Consider the following 20,612-nt stretch of genomic DNA (forward strand, 5'->3'; position numbering starts at 1 on the left):
GCCTTCGTTTTTGCGGGCACCGGTACGAATGTGGAAACAACGCCGCGACTTGATTCGCGAAGAGGGATCAAGCGAACGCCTCATCTCCTGTCCGCAAGACGAAATAACAGATATCTACCTGAGATCGAATTAGTTTGGTTTCCTACGCAAGAGAAATAATCACCATGCTTGAAGACAATGATCGAAACGTAACGATGACATTTGCTGAAGCCGAAGCGAAGTTTCGTCAAGACATCGAGGCCAATCCTTCCTCGGTTGCAGCAAAAAACAATCTCGCGCTGGTGCTGCGCCAGCTTGGCCGCTTCGCCGAAGCAGAGACGTTGTTGAACGAGGCGCGGACTTTGCAGCCCACGTCCGCCGAGATTGTCGTCAATCTGGCGCTTGTCATGGCAGATCAAAAGCGTTTCGCCGACGCCGCATCCTTTTGCCGTGAAGCGCTGGCTATCAGGCCGGATTCTTCACTCGCGCACTGGATGCTCGGCTGCATCCTCAGCGACGAAAAGCGCGAGTCGGAAGCCGAGGACGCTTTTCGCCAGGCTATCCATCATCAGCCGGACATGGTTCAGGCGCATTGTGCGCTGTCTGATCTGCTGCGCCGTCGGCAGCGTCTGCCGGAAGCCGAGGTTGCAGCGCATGCTGCCATCGAAGCGCAGCCGCAGTCGGTTTCCGGCTATCTTGCGCTCGGTGATGTCCTTTGCGCCGCCGTTCGTCTAACCGAAGCCGACACTGCATTCCATCGTGCGCTGGACATCGATCCCAAATCGGCGGAAGCCTATTGCGGTCTGGGCAATGTGTCGGAACGACGCTTCAATCCGGCCGAGGCCGAGGCGCACTTCAAGGAAGCTTTGGCACGGCGTCAGCCGTTTTTCGAGGCGAGCATCGGTTTAGGCATGGCCATGCTCAATCTCGGCCGATTCGCCGAGGCGGAAGGTGCGCTGCGTCAGGCGCTGGCCATTCGCCCCGACGACGCGCGCGCGAAGGATGCGCTCAACTTCGTTCTTACGCGTCAACTTAAACCGGCCCCGCTTGTACCAGGGACGGTGTTTGCAACTCCGCCGAACCAGAAGACGTCGCCCTAATGCTTGGGTAAGCCGGGCGATTGTTCCTGCGAGGAGCATGTCGAACACAACACCTCTCGCTGCTCCGTGCCACTTTCCATGGCGATGCAGCGAGCAGAATGCCCCAGGCATGACCGGACCCTTCACGCGTTCGCGGGGAAGGGTCCGCACTTTGCCGGTTGCATCGATCGCAAGGCGCGGCGCTGCTTGCTAAAGCGGCGTTTCGTCGCGATAGACTTCATCAAGCTCCAACGCTCGTGCAACATCCAAACTCTACCGCGCCACCTTCGCCACCAACGCTTTCCTGTTCAGCACCCGCGCCTGCAGCACGATCACGAGCAGCAGGAACAACCCGCGAATCACCGACTGCCAGTAAGCCGATAACGAGATATAGCCCAGGCCGTTCTCGAAGTTGAGCAGATTGAAGACGAGGCCGAGCAGTGCGACGCCCGCAATGGTCATCGCGATAGAGCCGTCGCCGCCTGTCAGACGCGTGCCGCCGAGCACCACCGCCGAGATCGCGAACAGTTCCCAGCCGATGCCTTCGTTCGGCTGTCCCGCGCCGAATTGCGCCGCGAGAATCGCGCCGGCGATGCCCGCGAGCAGGCCGCTCACGGCATACACGGCGACGAGCGTGCGGTCCACATTCAGTCCCATCAGACGCGATGCTTCCTCGCTCCCGCCGATAGCCAGTGCATGCCGCCCGAAGCGCGAGCTGCGCAGCGCGATCCAGCCGACAATCGCCGCCGCGGCCGCGACGAGCCCCGGAATCGGCAAGCCGAAGAGATCGCCTTGGCCGAAGTTGGCGAAGCTGGTGTCCGACGAGATGGCGACGGCATCGTTATGGCCGAGCAGAAGCGCGAGGCCATGCGCGCCGAGACTCGTCGCCAGCGTAACGATGAAGGGCAGTATCCGCAGATGCGTGATCACGAGCCCGTTGAGCAGGCCCACCGCGAGACCGGCAGCCGAGCCCGCGAGCACCGCCGCCACGCCGCCATGCGGACTCGCGAGCGCCGCGACCACGCTTGCGAGCGCGGCCACCGCGCCCACGGACAAATCGATGCCGCCCGTGATGATGACGAACGCCATGCCGATGGAAATCAGTGCGAACATGGAGTTGTAGCGCCAGAACGACGTCACGTTGTATTCGGATGCAAAGTGCTCGTACCGCACGACGCCAAGCACGAGCAGCGCCGCGAGCGCGATGAGAATCGGGAGGTTCTTCTTCATGTCGTCGTCAGCCTCGCTTTCTCTGCACGTACACAGCGGCGATGATGATCGCAGCTTTCAGCACCAGCGCGGCGGCATCCGGAATGCCGTGTGCAAGCAGCGTATAACGCAGCAACTGGATGATGAGCGCGCCGATCAGCGTGCCCGTGATATACGCCTTGCCGCCCGTGAGCGCGGTGCCGCCGACGGCCACGGCCGCGATGGCATCGAGTTCCACGCCGAGGCCGACCACATTCGCATCCGACGACGAATTCACCGAGATCGAAATCAGTCCGGCCAGACCCGCGAGCGCCGCGCACGCCGTGTACGCGATCATCTTCACGCGCGCGGTCGGAATGCCGGAAAGATACGCCGCTTCCTCGTTGCCGCCCGTCACGAGCAGATATTTGCCGAAGAGCGTCTTACGCACGATCCACGTAAAGATGGCGACGAGCGCGAGCATGAGCAGGATCTGAAACGGCACGCCCGCCACGCGGCCCAGCGCAATCCACTGAAACGCGGGATTGTTGAAGGCCTGCAGGCTGCCATCGGTGACGACCTGCGCAATGCCGCGTCCCGCGATGAACAGCACGAGCGTCGCGACGATAGGCTGCACATTCAGCCGCGTCACGAGAAAGCCGTTGAAGAAGCCGCATAGTGCCGCCGCCACGATCGGCAAGGTGAATGCGAGCAGCAAGCCGCCCGGCCCGTCGATGTTCATGAAGAGCATCGGCGCGAGCGCACCGGAGATGGCCATCGAAGCGCCCACGGACAGGTCGATGCCGCCTGTCGCCACCACGAGCGTCATGCCGATGCCGACGATCACGATCGTCACCACCTGCGTAAGGTTCACGTTGAAGGTCTGCAGCGACCAGAAGTGATCGGTAAAGAGCAGGTTGAAGAGGATCATCGCGACGAGCACGACGATCTCGCGTTGAATCGCCATGCCGCGTTTTTTCTTCCGCGCGGGCGCGGTTTCCGCGACGATAGGTGCGCCGGTTTTCTCTATCACGACTCGGTTCCTTGAGCGGCCGAAGCCAATGTCGATTCCTCGCCCGTGCCGTAAGCGATCGCATCCATGATCGAGGTCTCGGTCATCTGCGCGCCGTCCAGTTGCGCGACCGTTTCGCCGTCGCGGATCACGACCGCGCGATCGGCCACCGCCGTCAACTCTTCCAGTTCCGATGCCGACAGCAACACCGCAAGCCCCGCATCGCGCAACTCGCGCACGATTTTCGCGACATCGGCTTTCGCGCCGACGTCGATACCGCGCGTGGGTTCGTCGAGCAGCAAGAGACGCGGGTTGGTCGCGAGCCAGCGCGCGAGCAGCACCTTCTGCTGATTGCCGCCCGATAGCTCGCGGATCGGCTGATCCGGCGAGCGCAGCTTGATGCCGAGCGAGGTGATGAAGCCATCGACGATTTCGCGCTGTTTGGCCACGTCGATCACGCCGCGTCTGGTCAGCGCCGGCAGGCACACGAGCGTGAGGTTGTCGCGCACGGAAAGCTCCGGCACGATGCCTTCGGCCTTGCGATCCTCGGTGAGATAAGCGATGCCGCGCGCGATGGCGTCTTTCGGCGACTTGAATGCGACCTCCGCGCCGTCGACCGCGAGCGTGCCGTTGGACGGACGGTCCGCGCCAAACAACAGGCGCATGGTTTCCGTGCGGCCCGAGCCGAGCAATCCGGCGAGTCCGACGGCTTCGCCCGCGTGGACATCGAGCGTGACGTCGGTGACTTTCGCGCCCGCCGAGAGACCCTGCGCGCGCAACGCCACCGCGCCGCGCTTGGCGAGATTCGCTTCCTTCACGGCATCGTCTTCGTGCACGACGGCGGCAAGCGTGCGGCCGAGCATGGTCGTGACGAGCTTGAGCTTGTCCATCTCCTGCATGCTGCTTTCGGCGACGGTCTGGCCGTCGCGCATCACCGTGACGCGGTCGCACAGTGCATAGAGTTCATCCAGCCGGTGCGACACGAAGATGACCGCGCGGCCGTCGTCACGCAAGCGGCGCACGACCGTGAACAGCAATTCGACTTCACGCTCGTCGAGCGAGGAAGTCGATTCGTCCATGATCACCATCTTCGCATCCGACGATACCGCGCGCGCCAGCGCGACCATCTGCTGAATGGCGGTGGAATATTCGCGCACGGGCTTTTTGACGTCGATGTGAAGGCCGAACGATTCGAGCAATTCATGCGCGCGCCGCTGCACGGTTTTCCAGTCGATGAGTCCGAAGCGGCGCGGTTCGCGTCCGAGAAAGATGTTCTCGGCCACCGACCGGAACGGCACCAGGTTGATCTCCTGATAGATCGTGCTGATGCCCGCTTCACGCGCTTCCTTGGGCGTGCGGAAATCGGTTTCGCGGCCATCGAAACGAATCGTGCCCGCCGTCTTTCTATACGCGCCCGTAAGAATCTTGATGAGCGTGGACTTGCCTGCGCCGTTCTGGCCGATGAGCGCGTGCACTTCGCCCGCCGCCACGGTGAGGCGGGCGCGCTTCAATGCGGGCACACCGCCGAAAGCGATGTCGATGTCCTGCATGTCGAGGAGGGGAGCGTTGGGCATGGCGTCGGTGTTCGTCCGGAGAAAAGAGCGGGCGTCCGTGGATAGACGCCCGCGAACCAGCCAACTGCGCTCAATACCCGTACTGCATGCTTTCCTTGACGTTGCTCTTGTCGTAGAAGCGGTCCGAGACCTTGACCCACGGCGGGATGGTTTCGCCCTTCGCGAACTTCTGCGCGACGTCGCACGCGAGCGGGCCGAAGAACGGACTCGACTGCACGCTTGCGCCCAGTTCGCCCGCCTGAATGGCTTCAAGTCCGCCCTTGGTGCCGTCGATGGTCACGAGCACGATGTCCTTGCCCGGCTGCTTGCCGGCCGCCTTGATCGCCGCGATCGCGCCGAGCGCCATTTCGTCGTTATGCGCGTAGACGGCGGTCACGTCCGGATGCGCCTGCAACAGCGTTTCCATGACCTGACGACCCTTGTCGCGTGCGAAATCGCCGCTTTGCGACGCGACGATCTTCATACCCGAGTTCTTCGCGATGACATCGTCGAAACCTTTCTTGCGGTCGTTTGCCGCGGAGGCGCCGGTCGAGCCTTCCAGTTCGATGATCGTCGCCTTGCCGTTGGTCGCCTTCACGAGCCAGTCGGCGGCGCGCTGACCCTGATCGATGAAGTCCGAACCGATGAACGTGATGTAGTCGCGGCCGGCCTTCACCGTCGATTGATCGACGTTGCGGTCGACGAGTATCACCGGAATGCCGGCTTTCTTGGCCTGCAGGATGACCGGCACGAGCGGCTTCTCTTCGCGCGGCGGGAACACGAGCAGATCGACGTGCTGCGCGATCATGCTTTGAATGTCCGATACCTGCTTCGCGGCCGAACTGTTCGCGTCGGTCATGACTACCTGCCAGCCGCATTTCGCGGCGACATCCTTGAAGCTCTTGGTTTCCGCGAGCCGCCATGGATTGTTGCTCTCGGTCTGCGCAAAGCCGACCTTGAGCGGCTTCTTGTTGGCGATCTTCGGCAAGCCGTCATCGGCGGCATGGGCCGCGCTGAAACCCATGGCGAGCGTCAGGGCGGCAAGCGTGGCGGCGAGCGGGCGCAAGCCTAGGCGAGTGTTCTTTTCTAGCGACAGCATGTCTTCCTCCGATAGGGATGGGTGCCTTCTTCTATTGATGCCGATGCTTATGTGTTGCCCGGTCTGCTGCTGCGAGAGTTGATTTCCAGGCGAATGCGTGGTCGACTTATGACTCGTCATCGCTAATATTATTAATTGCGAGTTGCTTTGCTTCGGTAATTTCCCTGACGGAACCGCGTTCGATGAGCGGGCCGTCCAGCTTCACGGTGCGGCGTCGCACCGGTGCGCCGGCCGCGCGGTTGTGTTCTTCCTGCAGTAGCGTTTCCACGGCCCAGCGGCCCAGGTCGTAGTTGGGCAAGACCACGCTCGACAGCGGCGGATGCGTATGGCGCGCGATCTCCTGATCGTCGTAGCCGAGCACGGAGACATCGTCGGGCACGCGCAGTCCGAGTTGCTTGAGCGCTTCGATTGCACCGAGCGCCATCAGGTCGTTGGCGCAGAAGATGGCCGTCGGCGGATTCGCCTCGCGCATCAATGAAAGCGTCTGCTCGAATCCAGTAGCCGGTCCCCAGTCGCCTTCGCGGACCAGTTCCGGCGCAAACGGCAGGTCCGCCGTCGCCAATGCCGTGCGATAACCCTTGAGCCGGTCGCGCGCCGCGTCTTGCCAAGGTTCGCCGTTGATATAACCAATTCGCCGATGCCCCGCCGCCAGCAAATGATCCGTCGCCGTGTGACCGCCCGCGACCTCCGCCGGCACGACCGAAGACACGTTCGCTTCGCTCGCATAGCAGTTGAGCAGCACGGTCGGCACCTGTTCGAGCGCGGCGGGCACGGTGACGCGGCGCGTGTAGACCGTCGCGTAGATCACGCCGAGCACGTCCGGATTGCCGAGCGTCGCGTCGAGCACGCGCGCCTCGATTTCCGCGTTGCCGTGCGTCGAATAAACCGCGAGCATGCGGCCGTGGGCGAAGGCGGCATCACGCGCGCCGTCGATGCTTACCACCGGATGCGGACTGGTCGAGATTTCATCGGCCAGATAGACGATCAGATTGCGCTCCGCCGTATCCAGCGGCGCGAACGAAAGCGGCTCGCGCTGCGTCATGCGATAGCCGAGTTCGTGCGCGGCGCGCAGCACCTTGTCGCGCGTGGCGTCGGAAAACTTCGCGCCGGACGCGTTGTTCAGCACGAGCGATACCGTCGATTGCGAGACTCCGGTGAGTTTCGCGATGTCGGTCATCGTCGGGCGGCGTTGGGTGGTTTTCTTCATCTGGCGCGCCGTCGTAACGGCGGCGATTCATCCGTGAGCGTGCCGCTAATATTAATGATGATTCCGCGAAATGCCGCTCGGGGTTTTCACTGGTTTTGCGTGGAAAATTACTAATAATATTGACGGACGGATCACGCCCATGCCATTCTTGGCTTCACTTCGGCAAACATAACAAGGAGACGACACGCATGGGCCGATACGACGAGAGCGCAAGAGATGCGCTCGCGCAGGACTTCGAGCGCGATGGCTTCGTTTTGTTGCGGGCACACTTTCCACGCGCAACCATCGAAGCCTGGCGCGATGCGTTCATGCCTTTGCTCGCGCCGCATAGAGAAGCAGCGGACGGCAATCGCGGGCCAGGCCGCTATTACGTGACCTTGCCCTTCGAAGGCGCATTTGCCGATCCATCGATTTTTTGCGACGAGGACATCGTGGCCATCGTCGAGCGCGTAGCCGGCGCCGATCCGGTCATGTGCCAGCTCGCAACTGATACGCCCGTGCGCGGTTCTGACTTTCAGGACTGGCATCGCGATACGCCCGCGCTCTTCGACGACGCGCCGGAAACGCCTTCGTTCCAGCTAGCGGTGAACTTCCCGCTCGTCGATGTCGACGACAGCAACGGTCCGCTCGAAACCACGCGCGGCACGCATCGCATGTCGCGCGAAGAAGCGCTCGCCGGTCTCGCCGATGGCCGCTTCCCCACCGAACGCGTGCCAATGCGAGTTGGCGACGTGATGATTCGCGATGTACGCGGCTTGCATCGCGGCACACCGAATCTTTCCGGTGCGCCCCGGCCGATGGTCGTGGTCGGCTACAGCCGGGCGTGGTATTTCCGGCCCGAAGTGCGGATCGATGTGCCGCGCGATGTCTTCGCCAGCTTGCCCGCTCGCGCGAAGCGTTTGCTGCGTTACAACCCGCAAGTCGAAAGCACGGCGCGCACCTTCGACGAAAGCTACCGGCAGTTTGCATATTGAACGCCGCTCTAGACTCCAACGCCCGCGGGAATGAAGCGCTCGTCGAACTGCGTCATGGCGCGCGGCGTGTTGTGCTCGCTCCGCATATTGGCGGCGCGATAGCTGCGTTCTTCGAAACGCGCGATGACGGCGTGATTCACTGGCTGCGGCCCGCCACGCCGGATGCGCTCGCTGCAAGGAATCCGCTCGGCATGGGCAGTTTTCCGTTGCTGCCGTATTGCAACCGCATTCGCGATGCGCGCTTTGCCTTCGATGGCGTGGAGATCGATCTGTCCGGCGACGGCAACGGTTTTCCGCACGCGCTGCATGGCAATGCGTGGCGGCTGCCTTGGCAAGTGAGCGCGTTATCGGAGGCGCAGGCGACGTTGAGTTTGCGGCACGAGCCTTCGCAAGAAGCCGCGCATCACTGGCCGTTCGCTTACGAAGCCGAACAGCGCATCACGCTCGACGCACATGCGCTCCATGTGACGATCACCATGCGCAATCTCTCGCCAAGAGCGATGCCCTTCGGCATCGGACATCACCCGTACTTTCCGCGCACCGAAGCGACTTTCGTTCACGCAAATGTCGATTCAATGTGGCATGCAAGTTCCGATCCGCTGCCGCTGCACGCCGGTCCGCATGCTAGCGTCGATGCACTGGCTTCGACGCAAGGCATGTCTGCAAACGGCTTCGATCTGGATAACCACTTCACGGGTTGGAAGCACACGGCGACAATCGACTGGCCGAACGAAGGCCGCTCGGTCACGCTGAACGCCGAAGCACCGCTGGACTTCATGGTGATCTATGCGCCGGCCGTGTTTCCTTCACTGCTTTGCGTGGAGCCGGTGAGCAATGTCGCGGACTGGGTCAATCTGAACGTCGAGCCAGCGCTGAAAGGAGGAGGCGTGCTGCAGGCCGGTGAGTCGATCACGGCATCGTTTTCGCTTACGACCAACGTGCGCTGATTCATCGATTCGCTGAAGCACAAACGAAAACGCCCGGACCAAGGCCCGGGCGCTTTCAACTGTTGACGACTTAGTTGGACTGGCCGCCAGTGCTGTTGTTCGACATGCCCGAGCTGCCCTTTTTCATCTTGCCCATCTTGTGCGAGCCGCTGCTGTTCGAACCGGAAGTGTCGCCACCGGTGGCGCCCGAGGTCGAACCCGTCGTGCCGTTTGCGTTCGGTGTGCTCATGCCCGTGCCACCTTGACCCGCGCCGTTACCGCCTGCCGTGCCGCCACCGCCGCCTGCTCCACCGCCCGCGCCCTGCGCGAATGCCGCGCCCGACAAGCTCAGAACCAGCGCCGATACCAGCAAGCTTTTTTGTGCAATCTTCATGATGTCCTCCCGAGTGGAATTTCGATGCGCGCCGCCTCGTGTCCGGAGCGACGTCGCTGCTTACATACCGCAATCGGCGTGCCGCGTTGCGAGCGAGCAGCTTTCAGCCGTCGACGTCTAAAAGAAAGAACACCGGGTTAGCGGTTAGGCAAGCACTTCGTCACACCACTCAATAGCCCACGAGCGCGCGCAATGCAGCGCATCCGCCTGGCTCTGGAAGGAGTCGAGATCGCCTGAATCGAAAACTTCCACATGCGCGGTGTCGTCTTCCGAGGCGCGCGTAATTCGCGCGTGAGCCTGGTAATTCCCGTCTTCGTCGTGTGGCGCGGTGCAGTCGATGTGAAAGGACCGGTAATCAAAGCGCATTGATTTCTCCGTAGGTGAGTGGACAAAGGCTAGCACGCTTGCGGCGTCTTGCCGGGTGCATGGCTTGCTCTTTCGTGACGAGAAACTTAACGGATGAACGCTCATGACCACTCGACACGCGCAGCATGGACACCCTGCGGACGAAGATGAAGCCCAAATCTACGGGGCTTTCAAGGACCTCGTGAACATGACGCCGCACCAGATAGAAAAGTGGCTCGCGACGGATCAATCCCGCGAAGTTGGCCAGAAAGACGGCAACAGCGAGTCCGTGGGACACAAGTCGGGGCGGCACATTATCGACATACTTGGCAAGAAGAAAGCCGACCTGAGCGATGACGACTACGCGCATATGCGCAAAGTGGCCGGCTATATCAAGCGACACCTCGCGCAACGACCGAATGATGTCGAGCACTCGCACTGGCGCTATTCGCTGATGAACTGGGGCCATGATCCTCTCAAATAAGCCGCCAAAACGGTCGATTGCTTTCCGCTACCCACACACATAGAATACTGTACGTATATACAGTATAAAAGCCAAGATGGATCTGTCCGAAAAGCTCGAAATTCTTGCTGACGCCGCCAAGTACGACGCGTCGTGCGCCAGCGGCGGCGCGCCGAAACGGGAATCGCGCGGCATCGACGGGCTCGGCGCAAGCACGGGCTCGGGCATTTGCCATAGCTTCACGCCGGACGGCCGCTGCGTGTCGCTGCTCAAGATTTTGCTGACCAACTTTTGTCTCTACGATTGCCGCTACTGCATCAACCGCCGGTCGAGTAACGTGCCGCGCGCCCGCTTCACGCCGGACGAAGTCGTCAAGCTCACGCTGGACTTCTATCGCCGCAATTACATCGACGGCTTGTTTCTCAGTTCAGGCGTGATCCGTTCGTCGAACTACACGATGGATCAGCTCGTGCAAGTAGCACGATTGCTGCGTGAAAAGCATCGCTTTCGCGGCTATATCCATCTGAAGACCATACCGGATGCCGACCCGGAACTCATCGAACTGGCGGGGCGTTATGCGGACCGCTTGAGCGTTAACATCGAGCTGCCGACCGAAATCAGCCTCGAACGTCTTGCGCCGGAGAAGAGCGGCCGCACCATCAAACTCGCGATGGGCAACATTCGCGTGGCGCGCGAAGAGTCGGAAGCGGAGCCGCGCGCGCCGCGTTTCGCGCCCGCCGGGCAAAGCACGCAGATGATAGTTGGCGCGGACGAGACCGATGACCGCACTATCCTCGGCACGGCGGAAACGCTGTACGGTTCTTATCAGCTCAAGCGCGTCTATTACTCGGCCTTTAGTCCCATCCCCGACAGCCCGTCGGGTGTGCCGTCGCAGGCGCCGCCATTGTTGCGCGAGCATCGGCTGTATCAGGCGGATTTTCTGATGCGCGGCTACGGCTTCGAAGCGCAGGAATTGCTCGGAACGGCCGGTAACCTCTCGCTCGATATCGATCCTAAGCTCGCCTGGGCGCTGTCGCATCGCGAGCGCTTTCCGGTGGATCTGAACGCCGCGCCCGTGCGCATGATCTCGCGAGTGCCGGGCATCGGCATGCGCAATGCCAAGCGTATCGTCGAGTTGCGCCGTTCGCGGCGCGTGCGGTATCACGATGTCGCGCGGCTGCGTTGCGCAATGGACAAGGTGAAACCGTTCATCGTGACGGACGATTATCGGCCGCCGTTGCGCGAAGCGTCGACGGAGCAGTTGCGGCGTTCGCTCGCGACCGAGCCCGTGCAGTTGTCGCTCATCTGAGCGGATCATGCACGTCATCGAGATAGAAGACGACTTCGACTCCTGGCGGAGCGCGGCGCTCATCGCGCTGGCAAAAGAGCGCGCGCCCGAATCGATCGAATGGCGCACGGCCGAAGGCGCGGCGCAAGCGCCTGCGCTGTTCGGCGACGTCGTTGAAGACGCCGCCGCTTCCGAGGTGAAGCCCGCACAGATCCGCGTTTCGAAGGAACTGGCGGCGTTGCTGAAAGACGCAGCCTGCTTTCGCGACGAACGCCGCTGGAGCTTCCTCTATCTCGTGTTATGGCGCTGGACGCATGGCGACCGTTCGGTGGCATCGCCCGCGGATGAAGACGGCGCGCGGCTTTATAGGATGGCCAAGGCCGTGCGGCGCGCGCAGCACGACATGATCGCCTACGTGCGTTTCCGGCAGCGCGACGAGGCGCTCGGCGCGCCCGAGTACGTCGCATGGTACGAGCCGGATCACGACGTGCTCGCTTGGGCCGCCGAACACTTCGCGGCGCGCATGGGACGCTCGTCATGGCTCATCACCACGCCCGACGGCGCCGCGCTCTTCAACGGCGAGCGCCTGCAACTCGAGCGCCGCCGCGCGCTCGCCGCCGATCACGCGAACGACACAGCCGACGCCGCCGAGGCGCTCTGGATGACCTACTACCGCAGCATCTTCAACCCGGCGCGGCTGAACGAGAACGCGCTCGAACAGCATATGCCGGTGCGGTTCTGGAAAGGTTTGCCCGAAGGCGCGCTCATTCCCAAGCTCGTGAGCGATGCGCGCGGCGGCGCGCGGCGTGTCGGCCAGGCGCGCAGCGTCGGCGCACTCGGCGGCAAGGCGGTGCAGGTCGAAGCCGACGCCGCGCAACCCGAACGCGACGCGCCTACATCGCTCGATGAATGCCGCCGCTGTTCGCTGTGGAAGCACGCGACGCAAGCCGTACCCGGCAGCGGCCCGGCCGACGCGCGCATCATGCTGCTCGGCGAGCAACCGGGCGATCAGGAAGATTTGAAGGGCGAACCGTTCGTCGGCCCGGCAGGGCAGTTACTCGACGACGCCATGCGCCGCGCGCAGCTTCCGCGCGAGCAGGTCTATCTCACGAATGCGGTCAAGCATTTCAAATGGGAGCCGCGCGGCAAGCGGCGCTTGCACAAGACGCCCGGGCAGCAGGAAATCGAAGCGTGTTCGTACTGGCTCGACAAGGAGCTTCAGGAGACCGGCGCGCGCGTGATCGTCACGCTCGGGGCCACGGCGCTGACTGCCTTGCTCGGCAAGCGGGCGACCTTGCAGGCGCATATCGGCCGCGTGGTGCCGTATGGCGACAAGTTCATCGTCGCCACGTATCACCCTTCGTATGCGCTGCGGCAGAACGACGAAGCCGCGCGCGAGAAAACCGTCGCGGCTATCGTCAGTGCGCTCGAGAAGGCCGCCGAAGTGAACGCGTCGCGCTAAAACGCCGACTTCACGACGCCGCCATCCGCGCGAACCGCCGCTCCGTTGGTCGCCGAAGACAGTTCCGAGCACACATACACGACCGTGTTCGCAATCTCCTCGGGCGTGATGAAGCGCTTGAGAATCGAGGTCGGCCGGGCTTCCTCGAAGAACTGCTTTTCGAAGTCCTTCAGGCTCTTTCCGCCCGAGAGCTTCTCCGCGAATTCCGTGACGCCTTCCGAACTCGTCGGACCGGGCAAGACCGAATTGACCGTCACGTTCGTGCCCGAACACGTCTCGGCGAGACCGCGTGACAGCGCCAACTGCGCGGTCTTGGTCAACCCGTAGTGAATCATCTCGACGGGAATCTGAATACCGCTTTCGCTGCTGATGAACACCACGCGGCCCCAGTTTTTCTCCTTCATCTTCGGCAGATAGGCGCGCGAAAGCCGCACGCCCGACATCACGTTGGCGTTGAAGAAGCGCAGCCATTCTTCATCGGAAATTTCTTCGAAGGGTTTGGGATCGAAGATGCCCATGTTGTTCACGAGAATATCGACACTCGGGAAGCGCTTCACGAGTTCCGCGACCTGAGCGGCATCCGATACGTCGCCCGCGAAACCCTCGGCCTGTGCGCCCGGCGCCTGCTCCTTGAGCTTGGCGAGGGCGGCATCGACGGAAGCCTGCGAGCGGCCATTTAGGATCACCTGCACGCCTTCGCGCGCGAGTCCCACCGCGATGGCGTGCCCGATGCCCTTGGTCGATCCGGATACGAATGCCAGCTTGCCGGCGATCTTGAGGTCCATATGCGCTCCTTGAAAACGATTCGTGGATGCGGCGCGCCACCTCGCGCGACGCCTGGCGGTCATGGTAACCAGAAGTGGTGCACTTCTGCACAAGCGGTGCGCCGGCGCGGGCCGCGAAGGCCGCGAAAGACGTGAAACCTCGCGACATAAATGCTCGATGGCGCACGCGGCGGGCATCGTCCATAGTGGCGACCAGCGTGACGCAGACATCGCGGTAACAAGTGAACCCAAGCGCCGTGTCACGCACAGCCAGGATCGCGGTTATACGGTCCGATATCCCCGAATTTTTGCTTTCCGGCGCGGCCGGCATACAAGGTGCACATCATGTTCGACTCGATCAAGACCCCTTCGCTCCACTCGCTGCTGAAGCTGGCTCGCCGCGTGACGGTGGCAAGCCTGTTTGCCGGAGCGGCGCTCATGGCCGGTTGTGCGAACGCAAACGCGCAGACCGTCGCACGCCCCGACGTGATCTACGTCTACGCTTTCGATAGCGACGCGTCCCACGTCAAGCTCGATCAGCATGGTCTCGCGTCGAAGCTTTCCAGCGCGTTCTCGGGCGATACATCCGCCGCACAGCAAGCGCAGGACGCCACGGCCGCGCGTGAGGAAGTGGCCAACGAAATCGTCGCGAAGCTGCAAGCGCAGGGTCTGCGCGCCATTCGCGCCGACGTCGCGCCGCCGGACGATCAAAACGTGCTCGCCGTGGTCGGTGACTTCAGCACGATCGATGCGGGCAATCGCCGCCGGCGCGTCCTGATCGGACTCGGCGCGGGCGAAAGCCAGGTGGGCGCGAACGTGCAACTCGTCTTCAAGCCGGCGCACGGCGCGCCGCAAGTCATCGAACAGTTCGATGCCAAGGGCGACAGCGGCCACGCACCGGGCGTCGCGGAAATGGCGGGCGTCGGCGCGGCGGCGGGCCATGTGGCGAGTTCGCTCGCGGTATCGGGCGGCATGCACGCGGTATCGGAGACGAAGCACGCGGATGTATCGTCCGATAAAAAGCGCCTGGGCGACGCCATCGCCAAGGAAATCGCCAAGGTGAGCCGGGAAGCAGGCTGGACGGCATTTAGCGGTTGAACAAAAACCCAATACACTGTGGGTCCCGGACGCCAGTTCCTTCACCGAGACCCCCGCATGCCGGCGCTTGCCCTGATTGCTGTGATTGTCCTGACCGTCGTCGTGACCGTGGTCATCGTGCTGCTGATCGCGAATCTGACGAGCGGCGAAAAGAAGATCGAACACAAGATCGAACGGCTCTACGCGAGCGACGATCCGCAATTTCTCCGCTCGATGGGACTGTTGCTCGGCCCGCCCGTCGTGGATGGCAACTGCTTCGAGATGCTCGTCAACGGCGATCAGATTTTCCCGTCTATGCTCGCGGGCATTCGCGGGGCGAAGAAAACCATTACCTTCGAAACGTTCATCTACTGGTCGGGCAAGATAGGCGAAGAGGTGGCCGCCGCGCTCGCCGAGAAAGCGCGCTCCGGCGTCGCGGTACACGTGCTGCTCGACTGGGTCGGCTCCTCGAAGATGGACAAGCGCTACTTGCAGATGCTCAAGGACGCGGGCGCGGAGGTCATTCAGTATCACAAGCCGCACTGGACCGGTCTTGGCCGCATGAACGACCGTACGCACCGCAAGTTGCTCGTGATCGACGGTCATACGGGCTACACGGGCGGCGTCGGCATTGCCGAGGAATGGACCGGACACGCTCAGGACGAGAAGCACTGGCGCGACACGCACTTCAGGATAACCGGCCCGGCGGTGGGACAGATGCAGGCGGTCTTCATGGACAATTGGGTCAAGGCCACGGGCAACGTGCTGCACGGCGGCGACTACTTTCCCGAGATCGCGCCCGCGGGCGACGGCCTCGCGCACATGTTCAGCTCATCGCCCTCGGGCGGCAGCGACGACATGCAACTCATGTATCTCATGGCGATCACCGCCGCCACGACGTCGATCCATCTGTCGAGCGCGTATTTCGTGCCGGACAAGCTGACGATCAACGCCATCGTGGAAGCGGCGAAGCGCGGCGTGCGCGTGCGTATCATCACGCCGGGCAAGCGGATCGATACACACACGGTGCGCGAAGCCTCGCGCGCCTGCTGGGGCGACCTGCTCGCGGCGGGCGTGGAGATGTACGAATATCAGCCGACCATGTTCCACTGCAAGCTGATCGTGGTCGACGAATATCTCGTGTCGGTCGGGTCGACCAACTTCGACAGCCGGTCTTTCAAGCTCAACGACGAAGCCAATCTCAACATCTACGACCGCGACTTCGCGGCCCAGCAGACCGCTATCTTCGACGACGACGTGACCCGAGCCAAACGCATCACGCTGGAAGACTGGCAACATCGGTCCTTGCGCGAACGCGTGCTCGAACGCGTGGCCGCGCTTCTCGATTCGCAACTGTGAAGCGCTTCTTACCTGGACAAAAGTTGCGTGCGGAACTAATTGCAGTCGCACACTAAAGAAGCGCGATACCGCGCCGATAAGACGCTCACACTATTGAGTCTTCGACATCGGCCCGGACATGCACGGCACCTATAACTTATGGCTGGTCGCGGCATCCTTGATCGTCGCGACGCTTGCCTCTTTCACCGCGCTCGACATTTCGGGCCGCCTCGCCATGCTTGGGCAGTCGCGCCTGCGCCACGTCTGGCTCGCAGGCGGCGCGGCGTCCATGGGCCTCGGCATCTGGTCGATGCATTTCATCGGCGTGCTGGCGTTCCAGTTGCCGATTCCGCTCGGCTACGACTTCTGGATCACCACGGGATCGCTGGTCATCGCCGTCCTGACGTCTTTCTTCGCGCTCTACGTGATCACCGGCGCAAAGCTCACGGCGCGACGGCTCGTGGTCAGCAGCGTGATGATGGGCGCGGGCATTGCGGCCATGCACTATACGGGCGATGCCGCCATGCGCATGCTGCCCGCGATCGTCTACGACCCGACGCTGTTCGCGGCGTCGATCGTGATCGCCATCGTGGCTTCGGGCGCGGCGTTGTGGATTGCGCGGACCTTGTCTGACGCGAACAAGTCGCACGTGCTGACCAAGCGCGCGGCGGCGGCGCTGGTGATGGGTATCGCCATCACGGGCATGCATTACACCGGCAATGCGGCGGCCGAGTTCGCGCCGGGTTCGATCTGCGGCGCGGCCAACGATGTCGATACACACTGGCTCGCGACTACCGTCGTGCTCTTTACGCTCACCATTCTGATCATCACGCTGGTGTTGTCGCGCCTCGATGCGCGCACCGCGTTCCTCGCCGGCTCCGTCTCGCGGCTGAACGGACAGATCGTGCGCATGGCGACCTTCGACACGCTGACCGATTTGCCGAATCGCAGCACGATCACCGAGCGCATCGAGCGCGCAATCAAGAGCGCGCAGTCGGGCGGCAACGGCTTCGCCATTCTCTTCATGGACCTCGACGGCTTCAAGACGATCAACGATTCGCTCGGCCACTCCATCGGCGATGAAGTGCTGAAGGCTTTCGGCCGGCGTCTGCAACAATGCGTGCGTGGTGGCGATACGGTGGCGCGCATTGGCGGCGACGAATTCGTCGTGATGCTGGAAAACCTTCCCGAGCCCGCCGATGCCGAAAAGATGGCCGAGCGCGTGCTCGAATCCATGCGTCAGGGGCTGATGGTCGCGAAACATACCTTGCAGGTAATGCCGAGCATCGGCATTGCGCTTTATCCGCAGGACGGCGACACGGTCGATGCCTTGCTCAAGCACGCGGATATCGCCATGTACGAAGCGAAACGCGGCGGGCGCAGCACCTATCGCTTCTTCGAGGCGAGCATGAACGAAGCCGCCGTCCGGACCTTGCAGATTCAGCAGGCGTTGCACGAGGCATTGAACGCGGGACACTTTTATTTGCTGTTCCAGCCGAAGTTTCGCGGCGCCAACGGTACGCTGGCGGGCGCGGAAGCGCTCATCCGGCTGGATCATCCCGTGATCGGCGTACTGACGCCGCTCGAATTCATTCCGATTGCGGAGCGCTCGGGGCAGATCGTGCAGATCGGCTACTGGGTCGTGCGCGAGACTTGCCGACATATCGCGCGCTGGCGTGCCGAGGGGCGGCCGGCGGTGAAGGTGGCCATCAACTTGTCGCCGCGTCAGATGAACGAAGTGGACCTCGTGGCGAACGTGATGCGAATCGTGCGTGAAGAGAGCGTGCCGAGCGACCAGATCATGTTCGAGATCACCGAGACCGTCGCCATGCAGGACGCGCCGCGCACCATCGAGATGATTCGCGCGTTTCAGGACAATGGTTTCGAAATCGCCATCGACGATTTCGGCACGGGTTATTCGAGTCTCGCGTATCTGCAGCGGTTTCGCGCGAAGCAATTGAAGATCGACCGGTTCTTTACCAACGGGCTGGACGAGAACGGCCACGAAGGGCGCGCGATCGTGTCGGCGATCATTGCGCTCGCGCATTCGCTGGATATGGATGTGGTCGCGGAAGGCGTCGAGACGGGATCGCAATTGAATCGCCTGCAAGACTTGATGTGCGATGAAATGCAAGGCTTCTTGCTGGCGCGACCGCTTTCGGCGGATGCATTTGGCGAGTTGCTGGTTCCTTCGGACGCGAGGACCGATGATGCGGTAAATGGCGCATCGGCGTCTGGCTTAATTACGGGATAAGCGCGCCGGGCGTTTCATAGCAATCCATACAATCTCCCTCCCGAACGAAGCTAGTGCTGGAGCGAGATGTCGATGTACAGAAGTAACTTGCCGCATGGGTAGAGGCGCTACATAAAGAAACGCGGAGCCATGGGTAATGGCTCCGCGAAACATCGTGACTAGCTAATCATCTTACTGAACGGATATCACGATTCCGGACTTAAGGCCACCAGTTGTATCGGCTCGTGTGATGTTGATTGTAACGCTCGTATATGAGGAAGATGACGTCGAACCGGCGCCCGCGATATCGACTTGTGCGAGTGCGCTTCGCGTGATTTTCTGCATACTCATTTTTAAACCTATTTAAAGTAAAAGCGTTGATAAAAAATTCTCGAACCTGTTGACGAGAATGGGTTTTCCGAGGTCGTCACGTATGGATATCGATGCAACGTCACGCGGATGTTCGACGGATAGCGCGGTAACTATTCGACCAGTCAATCTGGGAGCGTTTAGAGCGCGCTAGATCCTTAAGATTGGTTCACACATCGTTAGTTCGGAAAACGAACCTTAGACCAGTTAATTATAAGCGAAGTTGACTGTAGCTACTGCCGTCACCGTACCACCCGTCATTGCTCCAAGTCGGTAGAATTGCGCAACCATCGGGATGGTCATTTCATTCGTCTGATCGACGGCACCGAGCGATTCAGCGTTTCCAAGCGTAATAGGCGATCCAGTCGTGTCGCCAACGTTCGTTGCCTTCAGCAACTGCACACCCACCTGCGCCGCTGAACCGGTGTTTTTCAACACGCTGGTCAACGTGTCATTCGTACCATTCACGGTCATTGTCACGTTGGTATTCGTAGCACAAGCGGCCAACTTTACGTTGAACGGTCGAGGATTTTGAGTGGACCCCACAGCCGCGAAATCGGTCGTCTTCGCCGTGTCGAGCGAGATTGTCTGGTTCGCACTACTCGAATCGACCGTGCAGGTTGGCAGAATGATTGTGCCTGTGAAGTTGAGCGTCGCGTCTACTGCAAACACCGACTTCGCGGCGGCCAATGCTGAGACTACTAGAATGAGCTTAAGTTTGTTCATCTTGCTTCCCGAAAATGTTTATAAACTTGAATGGTGCAAACACGTTTTTTACGCTTCTATTGGTACAGCACAGTCATTGTCATGGTCGAGTTCGCCGGTCCCGGAGTAAGGGTTCCTGTTCTGTAGTAGCGTGCCGTGAGCGGAATGTTGTAGCTACCACCTGTGGCGCTATTGAAGTTGCTTAAAGTTTTGTACACGCTAAGCGGAAAGACTGCACCGGTGCTGTCATAGAGCTGGATTCCGACGCCGCCGGCAGATGGGCTTCCGCTCAACGCCGCGACGTTGGTAAAGCCGGCCACTGCTCCATTCGATGGATCGATTCGGTATTGAATGCTGTTAATTTGCCCAACCGAAAGGCCTGCTACGGGCGCACCACCGGGGCAGTTATTCAAGTCGAGCGTAAACGATGCCGGATTGCTCGACGTCGACCCAACAGTAGGTAAGTCACTTGGGCCGTGTATGCCCATGGGGATCGTCTTGTCTGGTGTCTGACAAGTCAACACGGTCACGACGACAGGCGTAATGTTGAAGCTTATAACTCCTGACGCAGGATTATCTCCGGCGGGTGGGCTAACAGCGCCTTCCCATGAAAAGCCTTGCGCAATCAAACCTGAAAGCGTGCCCGGAGTAATATCGCCGATCTTCACCAAGGCAGCGATCAGTTGACCCCCATTGTCATTGGTGCCGTTACTGTTCCAGTGAAAGCCCATGTCGTTGAAGCCGACAGGACCGGCCGTGCGGCCGTGAGCATTGAGGTTCCCCCCCATCGCGATCCCCACGCCAGGAAGGTTGGTTTGATACACAGGGAATACCGTGCCGTTATAAGAGGCCTTATAGCTCGTCATGGTCGAACTCATGCCTGCGAGTTCGAAGTCTATTCCTGAATATGTAAGGTTAGTCGATGTACATGTGTACATGTTGGTCGTGTTCGGCATCATTGACCAGGATGTCAGCATGGAACCATTGGCCAGGTCGCGAGGAACCGCAACCGTGCCCGGCATCGTGATAGTAAAACTCGTATAGTTCGAGCGGCATGAGACATCGGCTCTAGCATTGTTAGGGAGCATAGTGACAGCTAACACCGAGCACACCGCGAGCCGCGCGAATGTCAGCACTATCCTCTTAACGTGATTCAT

Annotated in this window: 19 protein-coding genes; 9 read left to right on the forward strand and 10 right to left on the reverse strand. The window is 61.3% G+C overall.

Annotated features, from left to right (window positions below):
* The first annotated feature begins 164 nt into the window (after positions 1-164).
* Positions 165-1,079 carry a tetratricopeptide repeat protein gene (locus ACYQ47_RS09295; RefSeq protein ID WP_459905188.1) on the forward strand — a complete coding sequence of 305 codons (915 nt, stop codon included), beginning with the start codon at positions 165-167 and terminating at the stop codon, positions 1,077-1,079.
* Between the two features lie 252 nt (positions 1,080-1,331).
* Here the strand turns inward: ACYQ47_RS09295 and ACYQ47_RS09300 are convergent, their stop codons facing one another.
* The 5 genes from ACYQ47_RS09300 to ACYQ47_RS09320 all read right to left on the reverse strand — a co-directional run bounded on the left by ACYQ47_RS09300 (position 1,332) and on the right by ACYQ47_RS09320 (position 7,117).
* Positions 1,332-2,288, reverse strand: coding sequence for an ABC transporter permease (locus ACYQ47_RS09300; RefSeq protein ID WP_250511011.1), 957 nt, complete (start codon positions 2,286-2,288; stop codon positions 1,332-1,334).
* Between the two features lie 7 nt (positions 2,289-2,295).
* On the reverse strand, positions 2,296-3,213 hold the full coding sequence (locus ACYQ47_RS09305; RefSeq protein ID WP_459905485.1) for an ABC transporter permease: 918 nt from the start codon (positions 3,211-3,213) through the stop codon (positions 2,296-2,298).
* Between the two features lie 62 nt (positions 3,214-3,275).
* On the reverse strand, positions 3,276-4,832 hold the full coding sequence (locus tag ACYQ47_RS09310; RefSeq protein WP_250511012.1) for a sugar ABC transporter ATP-binding protein: 1,557 nt from the start codon (positions 4,830-4,832) through the stop codon (positions 3,276-3,278).
* 70 nt (positions 4,833-4,902) lie between these two features.
* Entirely contained in the window at positions 4,903-5,910 is a 1,008-nt protein-coding gene (locus tag ACYQ47_RS09315) for an ABC transporter substrate-binding protein (protein WP_244830853.1), read from the reverse strand.
* Between the two features lie 106 nt (positions 5,911-6,016).
* On the reverse strand, positions 6,017-7,117 hold the full coding sequence (locus tag ACYQ47_RS09320; RefSeq protein ID WP_244830852.1) for a LacI family DNA-binding transcriptional regulator: 1,101 nt from the start codon (positions 7,115-7,117) through the stop codon (positions 6,017-6,019).
* A gap of 188 nt (positions 7,118-7,305) precedes the next feature.
* Here ACYQ47_RS09320 and ACYQ47_RS09325 point away from each other — a divergent pair, with 188 nt between their 5' ends.
* Together ACYQ47_RS09325 and ACYQ47_RS09330 are read left to right on the forward strand one after the other, a co-directional pair.
* On the forward strand, positions 7,306-8,091 hold the full coding sequence (locus tag ACYQ47_RS09325) for a phytanoyl-CoA dioxygenase family protein (protein WP_250494536.1): 786 nt from the start codon (positions 7,306-7,308) through the stop codon (positions 8,089-8,091).
* Positions 8,088-9,038 (forward strand): aldose 1-epimerase, encoded by a 951-nt coding sequence (locus ACYQ47_RS09330; protein WP_459905189.1) that lies wholly within the window; start codon positions 8,088-8,090, stop codon positions 9,036-9,038. Before ACYQ47_RS09325 ends, ACYQ47_RS09330 begins: the two co-directional genes overlap by 4 nt.
* Positions 9,039-9,108: 70 nt before the next feature.
* Here the strand turns inward: ACYQ47_RS09330 and ACYQ47_RS09335 are convergent, their stop codons facing one another.
* Both ACYQ47_RS09335 and ACYQ47_RS09340 read right to left on the reverse strand, forming a co-directional pair.
* Entirely contained in the window at positions 9,109-9,411 is a 303-nt protein-coding gene (locus tag ACYQ47_RS09335) for a hypothetical protein (protein ID WP_309847023.1), read from the reverse strand.
* 144 nt (positions 9,412-9,555) lie between these two features.
* Positions 9,556-9,777, reverse strand: coding sequence for a hypothetical protein (locus tag ACYQ47_RS09340; protein ID WP_244830848.1), 222 nt, complete (start codon positions 9,775-9,777; stop codon positions 9,556-9,558).
* A 103-nt stretch (positions 9,778-9,880) separates the two neighbouring features.
* Between ACYQ47_RS09340 and ACYQ47_RS09345 the strand changes: the two genes are divergently transcribed.
* The 3 genes from ACYQ47_RS09345 (at position 9,881) to ACYQ47_RS09355 (ending at position 12,969) form a co-directional block, all read left to right on the forward strand.
* Positions 9,881-10,240 carry a DUF3140 domain-containing protein gene (locus ACYQ47_RS09345; RefSeq protein WP_459905190.1) on the forward strand — a complete coding sequence of 120 codons (360 nt, stop codon included), beginning with the start codon at positions 9,881-9,883 and terminating at the stop codon, positions 10,238-10,240.
* A gap of 76 nt (positions 10,241-10,316) precedes the next feature.
* Positions 10,317-11,528 (forward strand): putative DNA modification/repair radical SAM protein, encoded by a 1,212-nt coding sequence (locus tag ACYQ47_RS09350; protein WP_459905191.1) that lies wholly within the window; start codon positions 10,317-10,319, stop codon positions 11,526-11,528.
* 7 nt (positions 11,529-11,535) lie between these two features.
* Positions 11,536-12,969, forward strand: a complete 1,434-nt coding sequence (locus tag ACYQ47_RS09355) for a UdgX family uracil-DNA binding protein (protein WP_459905193.1) — start codon at positions 11,536-11,538, stop codon at positions 12,967-12,969.
* On the opposite strand, the gene ACYQ47_RS09360 is transcribed toward ACYQ47_RS09355, so the two are convergent.
* A complete protein-coding gene (locus ACYQ47_RS09360) occupies positions 12,966-13,754 on the reverse strand; it encodes an SDR family NAD(P)-dependent oxidoreductase (protein WP_250469309.1) in 789 nt (262 codons plus the stop codon). The genes ACYQ47_RS09355 and ACYQ47_RS09360 overlap by 4 nt on opposite strands.
* A gap of 324 nt (positions 13,755-14,078) precedes the next feature.
* Between ACYQ47_RS09360 and ACYQ47_RS09365 the strand changes: the two genes are divergently transcribed.
* The 3 genes from ACYQ47_RS09365 (at position 14,079) to ACYQ47_RS09375 (ending at position 18,402) form a co-directional block, all read left to right on the forward strand.
* Positions 14,079-14,831 carry a DUF4410 domain-containing protein gene (locus ACYQ47_RS09365; protein WP_459905195.1) on the forward strand — a complete coding sequence of 251 codons (753 nt, stop codon included), beginning with the start codon at positions 14,079-14,081 and terminating at the stop codon, positions 14,829-14,831.
* A gap of 57 nt (positions 14,832-14,888) precedes the next feature.
* Positions 14,889-16,169, forward strand: a complete 1,281-nt coding sequence (cls, locus tag ACYQ47_RS09370) for a cardiolipin synthase (RefSeq protein ID WP_244830842.1) — start codon at positions 14,889-14,891, stop codon at positions 16,167-16,169.
* 118 nt (positions 16,170-16,287) lie between these two features.
* A complete protein-coding gene (locus tag ACYQ47_RS09375) occupies positions 16,288-18,402 on the forward strand; it encodes a putative bifunctional diguanylate cyclase/phosphodiesterase (RefSeq protein ID WP_244830841.1) in 2,115 nt (704 codons plus the stop codon).
* 555 nt (positions 18,403-18,957) lie between these two features.
* Here the strand turns inward: ACYQ47_RS09375 and ACYQ47_RS09380 are convergent.
* Together ACYQ47_RS09380 and ACYQ47_RS09385 are read right to left on the reverse strand one after the other, a co-directional pair.
* Positions 18,958-19,476: a fimbrial protein gene (locus ACYQ47_RS09380; protein WP_459905196.1), complete on the reverse strand. Its 519-nt coding sequence runs from the start codon at positions 19,474-19,476 to the stop codon at positions 18,958-18,960.
* A gap of 56 nt (positions 19,477-19,532) precedes the next feature.
* Positions 19,533-20,612, reverse strand: a complete 1,080-nt coding sequence (locus tag ACYQ47_RS09385; protein WP_459905197.1) for a fimbrial protein — start codon at positions 20,610-20,612, stop codon at positions 19,533-19,535.

This window comes from Caballeronia sp. HLA56, from assembly GCF_054655155.1.

Excerpts from the sequence above, each read along its gene's own strand:
- ACYQ47_RS09360 (WP_250469309.1), bottom strand. The coding sequence starts at position 13,754 with ATGGACCTCAAGATCGCCGGCAAGCTGGCATTCGTATCCGGATCGACC.
- ACYQ47_RS09325 (WP_250494536.1), top strand. The coding sequence starts at position 7,306 with ATGGGCCGATACGACGAGAGCGCAAGAGATGCGCTCGCGCAGGACTTC.
- ACYQ47_RS09320 (WP_244830852.1), bottom strand. The coding sequence starts at position 7,117 with ATGAAGAAAACCACCCAACGCCGCCCGACGATGACCGACATCGCGAAA.
- ACYQ47_RS09380 (WP_459905196.1), bottom strand. The coding sequence starts at position 19,476 with ATGAACAAACTTAAGCTCATTCTAGTAGTCTCAGCATTGGCCGCCGCG.
- ACYQ47_RS09305 (WP_459905485.1), bottom strand. The coding sequence starts at position 3,213 with ATGGCGATTCAACGCGAGATCGTCGTGCTCGTCGCGATGATCCTCTTC.
- ACYQ47_RS09375 (WP_244830841.1), top strand. The coding sequence starts at position 16,288 with ATGCACGGCACCTATAACTTATGGCTGGTCGCGGCATCCTTGATCGTC.
- ACYQ47_RS09300 (WP_250511011.1), bottom strand. The coding sequence starts at position 2,288 with ATGAAGAAGAACCTCCCGATTCTCATCGCGCTCGCGGCGCTGCTCGTG.
- ACYQ47_RS09385 (WP_459905197.1), bottom strand. The coding sequence starts at position 20,612 with ATGAATCACGTTAAGAGGATAGTGCTGACATTCGCGCGGCTCGCGGTG.
- ACYQ47_RS09345 (WP_459905190.1), top strand. The coding sequence starts at position 9,881 with ATGACCACTCGACACGCGCAGCATGGACACCCTGCGGACGAAGATGAA.
- ACYQ47_RS09350 (WP_459905191.1), top strand. The coding sequence starts at position 10,317 with ATGGATCTGTCCGAAAAGCTCGAAATTCTTGCTGACGCCGCCAAGTAC.
- ACYQ47_RS09340 (WP_244830848.1), bottom strand. The coding sequence starts at position 9,777 with ATGCGCTTTGATTACCGGTCCTTTCACATCGACTGCACCGCGCCACAC.
- ACYQ47_RS09365 (WP_459905195.1), top strand. The coding sequence starts at position 14,079 with ATGTTCGACTCGATCAAGACCCCTTCGCTCCACTCGCTGCTGAAGCTG.
- cls (WP_244830842.1), top strand. The coding sequence starts at position 14,889 with ATGCCGGCGCTTGCCCTGATTGCTGTGATTGTCCTGACCGTCGTCGTG.
- ACYQ47_RS09310 (WP_250511012.1), bottom strand. The coding sequence starts at position 4,832 with ATGCCCAACGCTCCCCTCCTCGACATGCAGGACATCGACATCGCTTTC.
- ACYQ47_RS09295 (WP_459905188.1), top strand. The coding sequence starts at position 165 with ATGCTTGAAGACAATGATCGAAACGTAACGATGACATTTGCTGAAGCC.
- ACYQ47_RS09355 (WP_459905193.1), top strand. The coding sequence starts at position 11,536 with ATGCACGTCATCGAGATAGAAGACGACTTCGACTCCTGGCGGAGCGCG.
- ACYQ47_RS09335 (WP_309847023.1), bottom strand. The coding sequence starts at position 9,411 with ATGAAGATTGCACAAAAAAGCTTGCTGGTATCGGCGCTGGTTCTGAGC.
- ACYQ47_RS09315 (WP_244830853.1), bottom strand. The coding sequence starts at position 5,910 with ATGCTGTCGCTAGAAAAGAACACTCGCCTAGGCTTGCGCCCGCTCGCC.